The organism is Flavobacterium panacagri (genome assembly GCF_030378165.1).
Taxonomy (GTDB): domain Bacteria; phylum Bacteroidota; class Bacteroidia; order Flavobacteriales; family Flavobacteriaceae; genus Flavobacterium; species Flavobacterium panacagri.
The window spans coordinates 3105876-3125734 of record NZ_CP119766.1 but is presented as its reverse complement, the minus strand read 5'-3'; the positions used below and the strand labels follow the sequence as shown (position 1 = coordinate 3125734).

Genomic DNA, 19859 nt, shown 5'->3' with positions numbered 1-19859 from the left:
TATGAAAAAATTATTTTTACTGCTTTTATTCGTTTTTGTTTCTCATTCATTTGGGCAGACTTATGATATCGTTATTGCTTACGAGCGTCAGCCTACTGATGAGAAAAGGCAAGAATACCTTTCAACTTATCCCTCATTTTCGCAAGAATATCTGGCTTGGGGACTAAATGGCAACAGCAGTAGATTAATTAAAATGAACAGCAGTGATAATAGTGGAAATAGCTACATTGATAATGCATTAGGTTATTATTTTAAAAGAACCAGCGGGCCTCAATTAACCTATATAAATTTTAAAAATGTATTGGCAGAAAATTCATTTATAGACTATTTTATAGATGTTTCAATTTACAATGCTTATGGACGGACATTATATTCTGTAGATACTGGTGATCAAAATATAGAATTTGACGATTTAATAAACCCTAGTAAGAATCATCAGTTAATAACAACTTATGCAGGTAATTTCTATGTCCAAAGTTTTAAACCTAATGTTTCATTATTCTTACCTCCAAACAGAGATCCTGCTGGCGGTACTAAAACTATTTGTGCTAATGAACAATTTGGTGTGTTCGCTTATCCTCAAGGATTCCCGATGGAAGTATACAATTGGCAATATTCTTTAGATAATAAAAACACTTGGCGAGATGTTCCAGTCGAATTTCACGTTTCGAATCCAGATTTTACAATTTCTGATATTTTAGGCAGTAATCATTTAGACTATATCGGTAAAACCATTTATTTTAGAATGGGTTACAATTCAATGGTTTTCGCAAATGGTTTAGAATTTCCTCTAATTTATTCTGCTTGTGCACCTCTTATTACTAAACTTGAGTATAATTTACCTCCTCTTTGTTATGGAGATAATATTCGTGAAATAACTTTAACATTTGACAGAAATTTAAAAACAGGCGAAGAACTTCGTTTCTTTCAACTAAAAGCAGTAAACCCTGTCACAAATTTACCCGATTCGACTCCACCCATCTCCTATCCTTTTTTCACTGAAGGTGATACAAGAAATGGTGTCGTTAAGACATTTGATGAAAAAACCTCAAACATTTTTACTTATACCTTGTCGAATTTTAGAGGTTTAAACCCCGGAGCAACATATCAAATAAGATATCAGGCTTTTGAAAACAATGCCAGTAAAGGTTTTTCTTTTTCACCAGAGACAGATAACATTATTTACACAGAACCAGAACCTATTTCCTTTGACATTAATGAGGCCAATAATCCTCTATGCGCAGATCAAACCGTCGAAATAACAATTGATGTACAAGGTGGTACCGGAGATTATATGTTTTATGTTGATGATGTACAACAGACCAATCCAGAACCAGAAAAAGAACAAGATGGGTATTACCACATAAGAGGTTTAATTCCCACAGCAAATAATAATATAAAAGTAACTGACAGCAATGGCTGTATTGAAAAAAATTAATCCCCCAATATGAAAAAACTTTACATTCTTTTTATAATCCTACTAACATTGAAAGGTTTTGGACAGACTTTAACTGGTCTTACTTATACCGTTGAAGTGCAATATACAAGAAACAATAACAATTGTGGAGGTGTTGTAGTTCCGCCTACCGCTACAAGGTGTGAACCTGGATCTTACACATGGTATCTAAAAATGTCTTATCCTTATACAACTATAGTGAGCGAAGTTATGCAGCCTACTGCTACAACCAAAACTTATACAGTACCAGCCCTAGCCACATATAATTTGTCATTAAGTGCGAATTGTTATTGTGGTAGTAGTGGCTCTACACCTTGTAATTTAATAGTGGATCAAAATATATCTGAAAAAGGTATTAATTATAATGGAAGAAATTACAATGAATATGGAATTGAAAATGGAATAAAAGGTGGTAACGCAGGAGGTTATTCTATTGGGCCAAATGTAATGATTTGTTTGGGAACAGTGCGTCTAGGTAAATTCAGGCCAAATGGATTATCAATTTCAAAAGTTAATCCTTCTGGTATCCCTGAATATATTGCCGGCCAGCAAGTAGATTTTTTTGCTGTAACGCCTGGACCTGCAACCAATAGGTTTCCAATTGCTGCATATCATTGGCAGTACTCTTTAGATAACAAAGTGACTTGGATTGATGTTCCTGATAGTTATAATTATACAACTAATCCAAGTTTTACCATTCAGAATTTATTAGGTGAGAATCATGTCAATCACTTTGGTCCTATTGATTTTAGACTGGGATATTCAGATCGCTCTTTTACTGATGCTTATCGTATCAATTATAAACCTGGAACTGTAATCTTAAAACATAGGACATTTGAAAACCCAACCTGTTACAAAGATGATGTAACAAATTTGGTTGCCTATTTTGACAGACAATTAGAAACTGGTGAAACTTTAGCTATACTGCATTTAATTCCTTATCCGAGACCGGCACAAGTTACGCCTATGCTAGAACAGCCAGAAGTTACTACTTTAACCTACGACGCTGGAACGAACTGGTATAAATATGCTTTTAACATACCAGCAAACACCAATCTTGAAAATAGAGAATATGTAATCGAATACCAGTCTGCTGTTAATGGAGTAAAAAAAGGAACACTTACCATGGGAGCACCTTTTCTATATCAAAATCCTGAACCTGTCAAGTTTGTTATAGAACCGTTGGTTGATCCCTTATGTAATAATGATCTTGTCGAAGTAAAAATGAAAGTTAGTGGCGGAACAGGTACTTATAAATTTTATGTAGATAACAATCTAGTAACACCTACTCCAACTAAAGAGGGTGATGATTTTTATCATATTAGAAATCTTAATCCTAATGCAGAAAACAAAATAAAAGTGACTGACAGCAAAGACTGCATCGAAAAGAACATTTAAAAATTAATGTTTACTAACATACACAGTGATATACTAAAAATAGATCAAACCGGATTTTTAAATCTGTTATTAATAAAGATATAAAAGCATTCCAAGGATTTGCTTGAAAAAACATAAAGCTCCAAATAAAAATATATGAAAAAACATCTACTTAAATTATTTCTTTTCATAAGTATTGTGGGATACTCCCAAGAAGCTGCAATAGGTGCATTGAATAATGGTGCTAGAAAAGTAACGTTTACAAATCCTGCGGCAATTGAAGTTATAAAAGTTTCTGAAATAAAATCTAATATTTCAGCTCCAAATCCAGATAATCCAGCTGATGGTAAAATCATATTTACTATTTCAGGCGGAACACCAGCTACTAACGGTAATCCCTATACAGTTACACTTAAAAAAGGAACTGCTGGTTATACTTTAAGTCCTGATAATTATTCCATTAATTATGAATCTAACAAATATAAGGTCACTATAACCGGATTAGATGAAGGTACTTATACTGCAACTATACAAGATTCTAAAAGCTGCGTTGCTCCTTTACAGCCAAGTTTTACTATCACCAAGCAACCAGCGATCATTGTAAACAAAATTAATGATGTCCATATCAAATGTTTTGGCGAGAAGGCAGAATTAACACAACAAGGACTAACTAATGGAATTCCATTTGATAACGGAGGACCTTTGTACACTTATCAATGGCAGAAGAGAAATTCTATTGGCAATTTTGAAGATAATCAAATAGGAGAGAAAGCTACGAATTTAGGTAAAGGAGTGTATAAATTAGTTGTTATTGATAAATTTAATAACAAAGGAGAATCTGATGTAATTACTATAACTGAAAGAGATGAAATTAAAGCTAATCCAGACACAAAATTCGCCACTTGTAAAAATGGAAAAGGCAGTATCACACTCAATATAACAGGTGTTTCAACAGGATATATAGTTGAGTGGACTAATAAAACTACTGCAGGGGTGATTACAGATAATGGAAGAACATTAACGGATATAGCCGGAAATTATAGCTATACAATTACGGATGATGGATGTACAATAACAGGTAATGCTTTAATAGACGAGCCAGCAGCTGAACTGAAAGCAGATTTTTCTTTTAATCAGCCAACGGTTGCAAATAATGATGGTGTTATAAACATAATTAATTTAAGCGGAGGGAACTATCCTTCAACCACTATAAATTATACTTTTAATTGGTCAAAAGTTGGTGACACCGCATTTACCCGTGGAAATGTAAGTCAAATAAACGGTTTATCAACTGGAACCTACTACGTAACTATTACCTCATCATCAGGATGCCAAAAAATCCTTGGACCAATTACATTAGAAGCCCTAAACATAAAAAATTATACGCAACAAAACATTAAATGTTTTGGCGCAGAAACAGGTTCTTTATCTATAACTGTAAGCGGTGGAACAACTATTTTAAACGGCTATAAATACAAATGGTATAAAAACGGCACAGAAATTCCAGGCATGATAACCCACGAAATAACAGGAGCTGGTGCAGGATCTTATCGAGTAGAAGTCAGCGATGATAATACCAAGGTTGATAGAACTTTTACTATTACAAACGAACCTTCAGAAGCACTTTCGGCAACATCAACTTTTACAGATGTCATTTGTTATGAAGAAAGCAATGGAACTATTACACTTAGCATTAAAGGAGGAATTTCACCATATACTGTTGTCTGGAAAGATGTTAATGATGCTTCGAAAAATGTAACCGCTACACAATTACCAGCTGGTACCTATTCTTATTTAATTACAGATCAAAACGGATGTACATTTCCAAGTCCGCAGAATATTACAATAAGTCAAAAAAGTCAAATTTTAATATCAAGTATTGGACAAAAACAGCCAACATTGTTAAGTGCAAATAATGGTGAAATTACTATTAATGCAATTGGAGGAACAGGCAGCTATACTTATATTTTAAAGAAAAACAATATTAGTACATCATATACAACAAGTCCTGTAACTGGATTAGGAGAAGGTGTCTATGAAGTATCTGTTAAAGACGCTAATAACTGTACAACAGCCGTTCAAACAATTACTCTAAAAGCATTGGCAGTTGCTTTTGTTAATAAAACTGATGTAAACTGCTATGGAGGGAATAATGGAAGTATCGAAGTTCTTGCGTCTGGCGGTACTCCAATAAGTCCGAATCAATATACCTATCAATGGTTTTATAAAGAAAATGCATCAGATGCATATGCCATACTTTCTTCTCAAACAACAAATAAGGCCGTAAATCTATATGCTGGATTTTACAAAGTTATTGTAACTGATAATGTAAATGTTTCGAGAGAACTTGAAATTGCAGAATTAACACAAAGACCTGCCATTGCATCTACAGTGACCAAAACCGATGTTAGTTGTTTTAATGGCAATAATGGAACAATTACACTAAATATTACTGGTGGAACAGGAGCATATACAGTTACTTGGATAGATGTTGATGATGCCTCAAGAATTGTAGACCCAGCTCAATTAACCGCTGGAAGTTATACCTATAGCATTAAAGATGCTAATGGCTGTATTTTTCCTGGAGCTACAATTATAATAACCCAACCGCAAGAACCTTTAAAGATATCTTCTTTTACAAAAATAAATGCTAATGGATACGGCAGAGAAAACGGAAGCATTCAAATTACCGCTATAGATGGAACACCTTCCTATACTTATCAATGGTATAAAGGAATTGGAAAAACAATAATGACAGGAAAAACAAGCCAAGTATTGACCGGAATTGGGGCAGATTCTTACACTGTAATCATAACCGACTCAAAACTTTGTACATTCGAGCAAACCTATATTATAACTGAGCCAGATAAATTAGAAGTTGACAGTTTAACTCAAACTCCAAACACAAATATTTTATGTAATGGAGATGCATCGGCAGAATATAATATAGTTGTAAAAGGGGGTGTAAAAGGATACTCTTTTGAATGGCTGAACAATAGCAACGGAAAAAAACATACCTCAACTGAAGTAGTAGGTACTACATCAACAAGCTCAAAAGCTTCAAATTTAGAAGCAGGAAATTATACAATTAGTGTAAAAGACCAACACGATAATGATCTCTTTGGTATCAATACATTTACCATCACAGAGCCTGATGTATTAGCTTTTAGTTATACACCGCAGCATGTTTCTTGCCATGGAGGTAATAATGGTACCATTACATTAAATATCACAGGAGGAACAAAAAATTCTGACAGTACAAAACCTTACACTATTGTTTCAAACGGCGGTACCATAAACAATCAAACTGGAGTTATCTCTGGCCTGTTAAAAGGAAGTTATATCGTAAAAGTTATAGATGCAAATGGCTGTCAGACTGGTGAGCAAGTTATCGAAATCACAGAGCCAGCTGAGTCTGTACATATCACAAATTCTGTTATTACTCCAACAACTGGTTTTGGACTTTCTACAGGAAAAGTTGTGGTTACGGTATTGGGCGGAACTCCAGGATATACTTATCAGTGGAAAAATAGTTTAGGAACAGTTGTTGGAACTAATAGTCCAACTTTAAACAATGTTCCTGCTGATATTTATACTCTATTGGTAACAGATTCTAAAGGCTGTCCAACTGGAGATACTTACATCGTACCTCAGCCAACAAGACCTGCATTGACAGAAACACATTCGCAAGCAAAATGTAATGGATTATTGGGTTCATTAAATGCTACTGCGACTGGAGGAGCTTCTTACAATCAGAGTCAAGCAAGTAGAAGTTATACCTATACATTCAGAAATAAAGCTACCGGAGCTATCACAACAATAACTGGAAATATTGCAAATTTTACCAATATCGCAGACGGAGATTACAGCCTTACAGCCACAGATATTGCAGGAGTAGATTCTAATACTATTGACGTCCTATTTCAACAGCCAACTCCAGTTATCGTTAACTTGGCTTCAAAAATAGATGTAAGCTGTTATGGCGGACAAGACGGCTCAATTGCTGTTACTGTTACTGGCGGAACTCCTTTTATTGTAAATGGAACTCCAGAGTATACTTATATATGGAAAAAGAAAAATCCTGCTACAAATCTTTATGAAAACTTTACTCCAACATCATTAAATGCTTTGTTTGAAGGAGTTTATGCTGTAGAAGTTCGTGATGCAAATTATAATGCAAATGATGCGACACATTGCGTAGGTTTATTAAGTGATATAATAATTAGTCAGCCGGCAGATTTTGGTTTTGAAATTGATAGAATGACGTATCAAAATCCAACTGCTGCAAATGGAAACGACGGTGCTTTACATTTTGAAATTAAAGGAGGAAAAACAAATTACGAGTACAAACTTTATAAAAAAGATGCTCTTGGAAATGAAACTGTTTTAGAAACAATCTCAAATACTTCGGCAAAAATGGTAGATTTTACTGGTCTTATCAAAGATCATTATTATGTATCTGTTCAGGATGATACAGGATGTACCAAATATACCGATTTTGATTTTACAGATAATCCTTTAACAATAACCATCAGTCAGACTCAAGTTCTTACTTGTTTTGAGTCTAATAACGGAATTTTAAAAGCTGTTGTAAATGGAGGTTTTGGTACCAAAACAATTTCATGGTACAGAAACAATGTTTTATTACCAAACGAACATAATGCAGAATTACTTAATGTAAAAATTGGAAATTATTATGCTGTAGTAAAAGATACAAAAGCGATCGAAGTTACTACTGCTCCACTTACTGTTATACAGCCAGATCTTGTAACATTCAGTACCGTTCAAGAACCTGTAAAATGTTTAGGAGACAGTAACGGAACCATTACCATTACTGCTGCAGGAGGAAACGGAATTTTTAGATACAGATACTTTAACAATGGTACATTAGTTCAAGACTGGACCAATTTTGCAAATGCAGCTTCAACTATTATTACTGGTTTAGCAGATGGCGAATATACACTTCAGGTACAAGATACACAGCAGTGCGCAAGTACAGATGCAACAGTAAAAATTACATCACCAACTGCTTTAGAGATTATCAATATTGTATCTGTTCCTGCAACAGGAAAAGGTTTAAATAACGGGGCAATAAGTACAACTGCTCAAGGTGCCAATGGAAATTATACTTACAATTGGTTTAAAGCGGACGGTTCAGCTATAAATCAAACGAATGCTAACGCTGTAAATTTAGCTGCTGGTAAATATTACATCACAGTTACTGATGCTAAAGCATGTACTCTTAGTTCTCCTTTAATCGAAGTTACTGAACCACCTTTATTGGAAACTACAATTAGCGTACAAAATGTTGTTTTATGTAATGGAGATAAAAACGGAAGTTTAAGACCTACTACAACTGGAGGTCTATTGAAACCTGGAGAAAATTATACGTATCAATGGTTTGAAAGCGGTAATACTAATGTTCTGTCTACAAGTACTATTTTAACCAATATTGGAAAAGGTTCTTATTATGTAATTGCAAAGGATTCTAATGGAAACTTAGCAACAAGCCAAACTCTAATTGTAACCGAACCAGAAGTTCTTACTAATGTATTGACTGCTGATTATGTACGCTGCGGGGATTTCGAAGACTGGACAATAGATGCAACTCCAACTGGAGGAACACTGCCATACAGTTATTCTTGGAATAATGGAGCAAAAACGGCAAGTATTCAGAATGTAAAACCAGGGAATTATTCTGTTGTTGTGACAGATAATCACGGATGCAGCATTACAAAATCGATCACTTTAACTGCGCCTGCTCATTTAGATGCTGCCGAAGTAATCAAAATCCCAACTTGTTATGAAGGTTCTGATGCAACTATTACCGTAACACCAATTGCAGGTACAGCTCCATATATTTATCTGTGGAATACAGGTGAAAAAACGAATAAATTAAGTAATGCAGCTGCAGGCGATTATTCATTGGAAATTACAGATGCTAGAGGCTGTATTATTCTAAGAAAATATACAATTGTAAATCCGCCAAAAGATGTTATTTACTTAGGTGAAGATGTGACATTATGTTACAAACAAAGTCTTACCATAAATGGTACTATAGACGATGATAAAGCAACTTATGCTTGGACTTCTGACAAAGGTTTCAAAAGTACGAACCCAATTATTACAGTTTCCGAACCAGCCAACTATACACTTGTTGTAACCAATAAATTAGGCTGTCAGGCAACAGATACCATCAATATTTCAAGTCAGGAATCTGATATCAGCGCTGAGTTTGCTATGTCATCTCAAGTGTTCGTAAATGAGAAATTTATCATTATCGATATCAGTAATCCAAAGGCTGATAAAGTGGAATGGAAACTGCCTGCTGAAGCTGTTATTACAACTAATAATGGAGATTATGCCGAAATGAGTTTTACTAAAGCTGGTGAATATGATATTACCATAAATACGCAAAAGGGTCGATGCACAGCTTATCAGACTAAAACGATTGTAGTAACAGAAGGCGAATACGAAGATCCAGACGATACTGATTTACAGAAAAAATTCGATATAAAAATTTATCCGAATCCATCAAACGGAATATTTACTGTTGATGCCACATTGGATAAAGTAATGCCGGCAAGCGTAAAAGTTTATAACCTTAATAATAATGTTGTAATTGCTTCCAAAAATGGAAATGGACAAGATGCTTATTCGTTCAATTTTAGTTTAAGCGGACTTTCATCGGGGATTTATTTTGTATTGTTTGAATCACAGCAGGGAACAAAACTCAGAAAACTAATTATACAATAAGTTCGAAACAACAGATCAAAAAGTCAATTTTTTAAATAAAACAGTTCGAAATAAAAGGTCACTCCTTCCCTATTTCATTGCCTTGAATTTATCATAATGAATTTAAAAAGAATATTATTTTTCAGCATATTATTGTGTAATACTGTCACTTTTGCTCAGAATTTCAATGTTGAAGAATTAGGAAAAGCCAAATTAATAAACGTTTCTGGAGGTGCTTCGGCCAATGGAGTATTTTATTCCGGAAACGCCGCCAGAGATCCTTTTACCTATTTCTTGAACGGAAACATCAATGTAAATATTGCCAGTTTGTACAATATCCCGTTTTCATTTTCATACACCAATCAAAAGTTTGGCTACAATAGACCAGTGCTCATGAACCGTCTGAGTATTCATCCATCTTATAAATGGATTACCGGACACATTGGAGACGTGAGCATGACTTTTTCGCCTTATACTTTAGCTGGACATCAGTTTACAGGTTTGGGAGTTGATCTGACGCCACAGGGAAAATTCAAAATTAGTGCAATGTATGGGCGTTTACTACGAAGCAGTGAATACGACGCTATCAATACAGAACTTGTTCCAACTTATAAAAGGATGGGTTACGGATTTAAAACACAATATGCTCTGGAAAAAATTAATCTTGGACTTACCATTTTTAAAGCAAAAGATGAGGTAAATTCTCTATCCATTCCTATTCCATTTGAATTGGGTGTTTCGCCAAAAGAAAATGCTGCAATTAGTTTTGAAACTTCTTTTAAATTATTTCAGAAATTACAAGTACAAACCGAATTTGCAAACAGCAGTATTACAGAAGACACAAGAGAGACTGGAAACACCAAAGCTCAGAATATTTCTTCTTTGCTTTTAAAATCAAACCCAACAACTACAAGTTACAAAGCACTAAAAGGACAATTGGTTTATCCTGCAGGAAAAGGAACTTTAGGTTTAGGTTACGAACGTATTGATCCAAACTACAGAACACTTGGAGGGTATTATTTTAATAATGATTTAGAAAATGTTACTGTAAATGCTTCACAGACTTTATACCAAGACAAATTGAGCTTAAACCTGAATTTAGGTTTACAAAAAGACAATTTGGACAAACAAAAACAAAGTCAGATGAAGAGATTGGTTTCCTCTATCAGTGCAGATTTTAGAGCCAATCAAAAATTAAATTTTAATCTTAATTATTCTAATTTTCAATCGTACACCAATAGCCGCAATCAATTTGATTACATTAATCAAACCAATCAATATGAGTTTTTAGATACTTTAAATTTCAGACAAGTCAATCAGAATGCCGCGCTTACCATTAATTATCTTTTAAAGAATGATAAAACTAGAAAACAGGCTTTTAGTGCGAATTTCAGCATGCAGGATGCCGTAAATCAGCAACAAGGAAAAACGGTTGCTGGCGGTGCAAGTACCTATTACAACACTGGACTTTCCTATATTTTAGGTTATCCGCAGCAAGACCTAAATCTTACAGCTTCTTTTAATAGTACTATCGGAAAACTGGATGTTGGCGATAATTTAATTTTAGGGCCAACAATTGGTGCTACAAAACAATTTTACGAAAAGAAACTAAACACTTCTTTCTCTACTAGCTACAACAGCAGTTTTAGTAATGGAGATAAAGTCAATGATGTTTTTAATATTCGCTTAAATGGTACTTACATTTATATGCAAAAACATAACATGGGCTTAAACGTTATTACACTTTTCAGCAGTTCTCAAACTGTTCGAAACAATGATTTAACCGCAACCTTGTCTTATACCTATTCTTTTGACAAAATAAAACTCCGTCCAAAACGAGTTGAAGAAAAACCAGTAACTGAAGAAGAAACTCCAGAAACCAGACTGAAAGTTTCTTCCAACGATATTGTTTTAGAAGGAACAAAAAGCGAGATTATCAATAAACTCGAACAGCTTCAAAATGCTTTAAGGCCTTTGCCTGAAACAGAATTACAGAAACTGGATAAACGTTTAGACGTCGCTAGAATGACTTTGGAAGATAAAGAATTCAAAGAAAAAGTATTGGATTATCTGGATGAATATAATACTAATAAGGAAATGGTCTCTCAATACAACAATGCACTGTATGATATTATTCAGAAATTAAATCGTGAAATCGCTGCTAAAGACCAGCATATCGAACAAGTTTATACTGCTGCAATCGGTCGTGTCAATACAGACAAAATGCATGGTGTAAACAGCGAAGAAGCTAAAGATAAGGTGGCTAAAGAGAGGTATCAAAAATTGGTAGAAAGAAGCAAAACAGCAGAAAAACAATTAATCAACCACAGATGGATGATGAAAGAATTTGCTTTATTGGCCAAATTACCACAAAACGAATTACAAAATAACGAATCAATGGCTGCTTTCAGTAAACAGGAAGCCAGCAATTTCTTTGAATTAAATAAGGATAAAAAAGAAGACAAAGAAATCAGCAGACAGTTAGAAGAAAAAATAATTCCGTTTTATCACCAACTGGCAGTAGAGAAAGCTGTAAACGATTCAATCGAATTAAAATATTAAGAGAAAAAGATTTTAAAGTATAATAGTTATAAATACACCCAAATGCTAAAAAAACTACAATTTCAACTATTCTTAACCCTTGGGTTTTGGCTTTCGGCAATAGTTTCTGGTATAGCGCAAACCTATCCAGTTACCATTAGTACGCAGATCACACAGCCTTCACCGATTTACTTAAGCAATTATGCCGATGCGTCTACCATAAATAGTCCCATTAAAGTGCAGATTGCTTTAAACGATTTAACTATTTCTAATCGTCAAATCCGACTGAAATGTTATTTCCAAGGGCAGTCTATTTCTTTAATGACCAACGATTTTGTAGTCGGAGCGCATGATCTTTTCCTAGAAGGAGGAGTACCGCTTCAGTTGACTAATGTAGATTTAGCACCTTACTTTCAATATCAAAACCTTCTTGGCATAAATCCGAACCAATATGCACAGGCGCTTCCAGAAGGTATTTATACGTTTTCTGTTGAGGTATATGACTTTGCGACGAACAAAAAGCTTTCGAAGAAAACCAGCGTAACAACTGTCATTTTCCAGAACGATCCGCCGTTTCTAAATCTGCCTTTGAACAATGCTTCAATAATGCAGCAGAATATTCAGAACATTGTATTCAGCTGGACTCCAAGACAAATTAACGTAAGTAATGTTGAATATGAGTTTTCATTAGTAGAAATCTGGGACAAATACACACCTATACAAAACGCATTTGCCTACTCACCTCCTCTATTTACAACCACTACACGATCAACTACGCTGCAATATGGCGTATCTGAACCGCAATTAATTCCAGGAAAAAGATATGCTTGGAGAGTAAAAGCAAAAGCACTTTTGGGTGCAGAAGAAGTTGGTGTATTTAAAAATAATGGATTCAGCGAAATTTATTCTTTCGATTACGAAGTATTCTGTACCGCTCCGCTTGCAATAAATGTAGAAGGAATCAGTGAAAATCAGGCAAAAGTAACTTGGTCAGGAAACCTTGATAATTTTGATTATCAAGTAAACTATCGCGAAAAAAATGCCGATTCAGAATGGTATAAAATCGTGACTCCGAGAGAATCAGTTACCATTAGTAATTTAAAACCAAATACAACTTACGAATATAGCGTTGGTGCCTCTTGTGATGTTGGAAAATATACTCACAGTACAGTCAAAGAATTTCAAACTCTGGTTAGAGACGAAATTGCTTTTCAAGGCTGTGGTATAAAACCAGATCCTGCCGATTTAGCCAATACTAGTCCGTTAGCAACACTTTTTCCAAATGATGTAATTGCAGCAGGAGATTTCCCTGTAGTAGTACTTCATGCTACAGGAAGCAACGGAACTTTTTCTGGAGACGGTTATGTAACCTTCCCTTTCCTTGAAAAATTCAGAAAACTAATTGACGCTGCTGATGCACTCGCTGGAAAAGACGAAAACGGAGAATCTAAAGGAAGCATTGGAGAAAACACCCGCATCCGAATCACATTTAACAATATTGGCTTAAATACCGATTTTAAATTGATTTCTGGGGAGATTATTGCTTCTTATGATGCTGAATGGAAAGGGATGGTTGATGGTGATCAAATTCTTACCGATGTATTTGGAAGCGATGGTAAGCCTGTAGAAGGAACATTAGATTATGTTGTGAAATCGGCAACCTTAAATCCTGATGGAACTGTAACTATAAAAGGAGAAAATGGAGCAGTTACGACACTAGCAAAATCACCTTATGAGCGCGTCTTTACCGATAAAGATGGTAAAACAGTGACAATTCCTGCAAATGGAAAAGGAGAACCTACTATTTCACAAGGAGCTGATGGCGGAAAAGCAGTTGCTTCAAATACAAATGGCGTGTCGAGCAGCGGTGAAGTCACTCAAATATCATCGAAAGACGTAGTGATTAAATTCTCCAACAGCCTTACCGAGACTGTTAGTAATAAGTATGCCTATGACAAGATGCCGGCAAATGGAGCGCCAAAGATCTTACAGACTTACGAAACAATCCCTATGGCTGCAGGAGGCAATTATAACGTAGATTATAAAGCCGTATCTGATTTATTCAGCAAACACCAAGAAGTTGTTTATGCTGAAGCTACTTTTAAAAATGGTAAATCCCAAAAGGATATTATTTTTAAAACCAGCGCAGGAGAAAAAGTCGATTTTGAATGGAAAAATGAGACACAGGCTGAAATAAAACTGACCAAAAAATTTGAATTCGGTAAATACAGCATTATTGCGACAGTAAAAGGCAAAGAAGAAAAAAATCCGCAGGATTCTACTAAAACAGTCCAAGGTAAATCTGAAATTGCAGGTAAAGTAAACGTTTGGGATTTAACTAAAAAAGCGGCAATAAATGTAACATTTATCAGTATTAACGGTGCAAATACACCAGATGCTAGTGTAGCAAAAAAATACCTAAACGACATCTACAATAAAGTCGGAATTCAGTTTGAGGTAACGACACAAAAGGTAACTATTGGTACACTGCCAAATGAAATTAAATGTGGAGATAGTGACATTTTTAATGTTTATACAGATGATCAAAACAGCATTATCGGTCAAATAGAATCTAATACCGATTTTAAATACAATGATAAAACGTATTATGTTTTATACACTGGAAAAGCTGGTCAAAATGCTTACAAAGGTTTTATGCCTCTTGGTGGTCAGTATGCCTTTGTGTTCAATAGTGGAGACTTAAGAACCGCGGCACACGAACTAGGCCACGGAATTTTCGGTCTAAAACACCCTTTCTCAAATTCAGGAGAATCAGGGAAAACAGATCTTTTAATGGATTATGGAACTGGTACTGTATTATCACACAACGATTGGGATATTATTCATAGTGGTGGTTGGAAATTTTATGGGTTTCAGAAGAGTTCTTCGGGGGCGCAAATTTCGGACAGGAATAATTTCTTAATGCCAAATCATAAACCATTTAGATTTAGAGATTCTGATGCTAATTCCATAAATATTAATATAGCTGGACAAGATGCATTGAATGTTCCATCAATTAGTGATCTTCAAAAATATCCAAATTCAAATGGAACATTATTTTCTTTTAAATCAAATGGAAAGACTTATAACTTCGATCCAAAAGAAGGAGGTGTTTATGTACAAGAAGGATCTGGAATGTCTTACACAAATGCTTATAGTGATGCAAATGCGGACAAACCATTTTTATTACTTATTAGGAATGAATGTTATTATTATTTTGTTATTAGAAAATTATCTAAAGAAGAATATGAAAATCCTAGCTTAGATACTTCAAAATATGTTTTACTACATAATACCTGCCCAAGTGACAGTGAAGCTTTATGTAAGGAACGTTTACAGGTTATAGCTAACTATATGAAGAGTTCAGAATCTGATTTTCTTCTTACTTACGAAGCCCTTGCTTTAACAAATCAAGGTTCAGTGAATCGTAGCGAAAGTGGAAATTCCGCAGATGACTTTAAATATCGAAAGTTTACTGTAGGAGAAAATAGTACTGAGATCCATAGCTATTTCAATGCTAATTCAGGATATAATGCAAAACCATATTTAATAAAGTCAAACAATAAAGTTTTATTAGATCATGAAATAAAAGATTTTTGGCTTTACATGGGCACAAATAACATAACTGCCTCTGGAGATCTTAAAGTAGAAATAGCACTGGAAAAAGCTGGTAATACAACTTCAAAACTTACAGAAGGAAACTATTGTTCTTTAACAGATGTATCACTTCGTCGAGGACAATATACACCAGATGTTGGTAATTTCTATCTAGGAGCTATTTTAGCGCCTATGGCTGGAATCGCTATAGCTGAAGCTGGAACAGCTGTTGGTTTACAAACACTTACAGAAAGTTTGGCTCAATATTATTCACAAGAATCACTAAAAAAATGTCTTGTAGGAGCTTCTGTTGATTTGGCTTTGCAATATGGAATCAATAGAATTTTAAAAGAAGAAGGAGAAGAACCAGAAACTCTATCAATGGCCAATGCTACTTTAGCTTGTGCTACTAATACTCTGATAAATGACAAAAATATAATTTTAGCAACCACTATCTATAGTTTTGGAGATAATATAATAAAACAGATCCAAAGCGGTAAAAGTTTAAGCCAAATAGAAATAAGCGAAAGCGCATATGCAGCTTTAAAAGGCGCAATTCTTGCTATTCCATTTAAAGCACTTTCTGTGTATGCAACGAATCAAAATTGGGGAACTAGAGTAACTCAAAAAATCACAAACGTTCTAGAGAGAGTTGCAATAAAAAACAATTTTGCAAAGTCTAGCATCAGCTCTTTCATTAGAAAAACTACAGCTGGTACAATGTTGTTTTTTGCTAGTCATCAAATGCCTATGGTAAAAGCAGCAGATAAATTTGTAGTAAAAATTGAACTAGCTACAGTAAAAGAAGCTACATCAAAAGCTATTACTGAAGTCGTTGAGCCAAATGTACGAGCAATTAGCGAAACAATGTTAAATGAAGTAGAAACATTAGTAGAAGGAAAAGCAGGTTCTATTTTTCAGAGTAAAGTTGGGATAACTAAAGTAGGAAATATTGATATTTTAAGTTATATAAAAGGAGACAATATTATTTGTTATTTCAAAGAACCCGCAGAGAATCTAGCACAAGACATATATGAATTTGTATGTAAATTCGATCCAAATCAAGGTTTAACATTAGCAAGTGTACTTGCCACTGTAAAAAATCCAAATACATCAAACTGTACAGCTTGTACTAAACAGGATCAAGCTACATGTAAAAAATTTGAGCAATTAATTGCAAAGACTGGCCCAAATGCTGGTATAACCAAACTATGTGAAGGTTTAACCAAAACAAATGTAAATGAAGTTATGGATTATTTATTGCTTATGGACAATCCAAAACTACTGAATTTCCTAAAAGATATAAACGGTGCAGGAAATAATAATACCATTCAAAATAATATAGCCAATTTAAACCGTAGTATTTTGTCCTCATGGGAAAATCTAACTCTACAGGAGAAAGAATCTAAATATGTAAGAGTTAATTATAACTATCTTAGTATATTTAATAAGCAAAAAGATAATGTACAAAAACTGATTGCAATGTTTACAGATAATGACGAAAGCACTGCCTTGAAGAAATTTTTGGACGATGTAAATAACGACGATATCTTTAAAACATTCATAAATAATACAGATAATGAAAGGTATGTACGTGGTTTTGTAAACCACAAACTTGAAGGAGCCGATGTTGTCGATTTAGGTGCGATGCTTAGTGAATCAGGTCTGAACGAATTGGTAGAAAAATGGTTAAGAAGAAGCCAAAGAATTGAAGAGTTTAAAGGGTATTCGCAAAAAGGAACAGAATTAAGTAATAATATTGCCACAGAACTTGAGAATAAGAGTAGTAAGTTATTTATTAGTTTGAAATCCACATTGGGGATATCAGATTTAGAAAGTTATACTATTTTAAAAGAAGTAGCACTTACTACAAGTGGAGGATTTATGAAAGCGGATATTCTATTCGTAAAGAAAAATCTGATCACACAACTTATAGAAGATATTGTTATCGTAGAGAATAAGCTAAGTAAAACAACTGATTATACAGATAGACAGAAAGAAGGATTTGGAGCTATATTAAATGGAACAAAGACAATGAATGTAAAATTTAGTGTATTTTATAATGGTACAGAATACATAGCTGCGAATACACTTATTCCTGTGTCGAAGAATAAAATAATAAAAATCTATGATCATGGAACAACTAGCGTCTCAAATACTGAAATTATATCTATTGCATCAATAAAATAATTTTATGTCAGAAAAAAAACTAAATGAACAAGTTAGACTTATATTATCACTAATAGAGCCTTTCTTTAACGACAATCAGTTTGAACAAAGAGATCAAGCAAATTCATCTCTATTTGTAAAACACATAGATAATGCGGCTATTATCTGTGGATTCAACTGGAAATCACAAGGATACCATGAGTTCGGATCTTACATGTGGCTACCAGAGGTATCAAACAATATTTTAGAGATAGGACTACCTAACATGGACTTATCGTCATATATAGAAGGAGGTTTATTTTTTTCTACTATTAAATCGCCGGGTAAAATTGAATATAATACTCAAAAGAATCCTATTCAAACTAACGAAGCATGTAATTTGTTTTGTAATAGTATTATTTCATTTTTTGAAAATACTGGATTTAGCTATTACAAAGAATACTCTTATATTCCTAATATTCTTAAGAAAATGAATAATCTACAAGAAGCTGGAAAATTATGGTCAGATATTTTGGCAAGTAATGGCCCTGAATATTTTTGGCAAGGACTTATTATTTCCAAATTATGTAATGACATTAATTTTTCAGAAAAAATAAAATTCGTGGATAGTATCTATTATGACAAACAATATAGATTGGATGAGTGGATACCTTACTATGAAAGATTAAAAGAAAGATTAAAAACAATTGAGCCAAAGTATAATCTGTAATGATAAAAAGTATCTAATAGCTATTTAGAATCCCTCGCTACTGTATAAATCCTTCGATTTGACATCATGAATCACACAAAAGAGAATATTCAAAGATTTACAAGTAAATGAAAATAAAATTTATGCTTCAGATACTGCCAATCAATTACATATCTTTGAAAAAGAATAATTAAAAAACAATCACAAAATGCAAACCTCAAAAATCACAAGATACGCCATAATAGCACTCGTAGTTCTATTCATTGTAATTAGCGTATTAAGCTAAAAACAAAAAGCCTTCTGAAATTTCAGAAGGCTTTTTGCTTATATAAAATTCAAAAATTATTTTTGAGGAGCTCCATTCGTCACTTTAATCAAATAAGTTCCTTCTGGCAAATCAGCAATGTTAGAAGCATCAGTTCCTATTAGTTTTTTGCCTTGCGAGAAAACCTCGATATTTTTACCGCCTTTATTAGCTTCATTTGAAGAAGCTATAACAGGTGCTGCTGGAGCTGGAGCCGAAGTTTTTGCTGGAGCCGTAACCGCCTTTTTTACTGAAGACGCTGCTTGCGGTTCTGGTGTCGAAACAGCTGGTTTAGAACTGTTATAAGCTTCTCTCACCTGTTCATCTGTCATAGCAACAGTATATAATCTAAGATCATCAATATCCGCATTAATACTGGTTGCCGTATTCAGTTTTCCAATATTTAAAATATACCCTTTTGCTGAACGTTGTATACCTTCTAGAGATTTTAGCAATTCTCCATTACGATATATTTTTGATACATTTCCATCATAAGTAACACTATAAAAATACCAAGTCTCTTTTACAAGTGGTACAGACACCACTACATTGTTCGTATCACCCCAGCCTACCAAACTTAAATCGGAATTACCAGAAACAGCCGGTTGTTGTATCAGTCCAAAATATTGTCCATTTACAGCTGTTCCATAACCCAAAATATAATTAGCTGCAGTGACCGCATTAAACTTTACCCAAACAGAAAAAGTCTTTGGTTTATTATCCTGCGGAAGATCTCCAACTACTGCTTGATATGCTTTATTCGTAAGTCGTAAAGCACTTTTAGGAGTTCCCATCCTATCATTTACAAAAACAGGAGTTCCTAAAAATGAAATGGTGTTATCAGCACTATTCATATTCCCATTAAAAGTAAATTCCTGCACTGGATTTTGTGCATTTGTATTCAAAAAACTTACAAACATTAAAGAGAGTAATAATTTTTTCATATATAAAAAGATATTAAAAGTATATTTTTCAATGTATTTGAATGAAAA

General features: G+C 34.0%; 7 protein-coding genes. 6 read left to right on the top strand and 1 reads right to left on the bottom strand.

Features of this window, described 5'->3' with window-relative positions:
* The first annotated feature begins 1 nt into the window (after position 1).
* From P2W65_RS13860 to P2W65_RS13835, 6 genes are all read left to right on the top strand, one after another.
* A complete protein-coding gene (locus tag P2W65_RS13860) occupies positions 2-1438 on the top strand; it encodes a hypothetical protein (protein WP_289658127.1) in 1437 nt (478 codons plus the stop codon).
* Positions 1439-1447: 9 nt separating this feature from the next.
* Complete coding sequence (locus P2W65_RS13855) at positions 1448-2854, top strand: hypothetical protein (RefSeq protein WP_289658125.1); 1407 nt, start codon at positions 1448-1450, stop codon at positions 2852-2854.
* A 135-nt stretch (positions 2855-2989) separates the two neighbouring features.
* On the top strand, positions 2990-9589 hold the full coding sequence (locus tag P2W65_RS13850; protein ID WP_289658122.1) for a T9SS type A sorting domain-containing protein: 6600 nt from the start codon (positions 2990-2992) through the stop codon (positions 9587-9589).
* A 96-nt stretch (positions 9590-9685) separates the two neighbouring features.
* Positions 9686-12130 carry a synaptonemal complex protein 1 gene (locus P2W65_RS13845; protein ID WP_289658120.1) on the top strand — a complete coding sequence of 815 codons (2445 nt, stop codon included), beginning with the start codon at positions 9686-9688 and terminating at the stop codon, positions 12128-12130.
* A 42-nt stretch (positions 12131-12172) separates the two neighbouring features.
* Entirely contained in the window at positions 12173-17896 is a 5724-nt protein-coding gene (locus P2W65_RS13840; protein ID WP_289658118.1) for a fibronectin type III domain-containing protein, read from the top strand.
* Between the two features lie 4 nt (positions 17897-17900).
* A complete protein-coding gene (locus P2W65_RS13835; RefSeq protein WP_289658116.1) occupies positions 17901-18584 on the top strand; it encodes a hypothetical protein in 684 nt (227 codons plus the stop codon).
* Positions 18585-18905: 321 nt separating this feature from the next.
* Here P2W65_RS13835 and P2W65_RS13830 read toward each other — a convergent pair whose 3' ends face one another.
* Entirely contained in the window at positions 18906-19811 is a 906-nt protein-coding gene (locus tag P2W65_RS13830) for a LamG domain-containing protein (RefSeq protein ID WP_289658114.1), read from the bottom strand.
* Between the last annotated feature and the right edge of the window lie 48 nt (positions 19812-19859).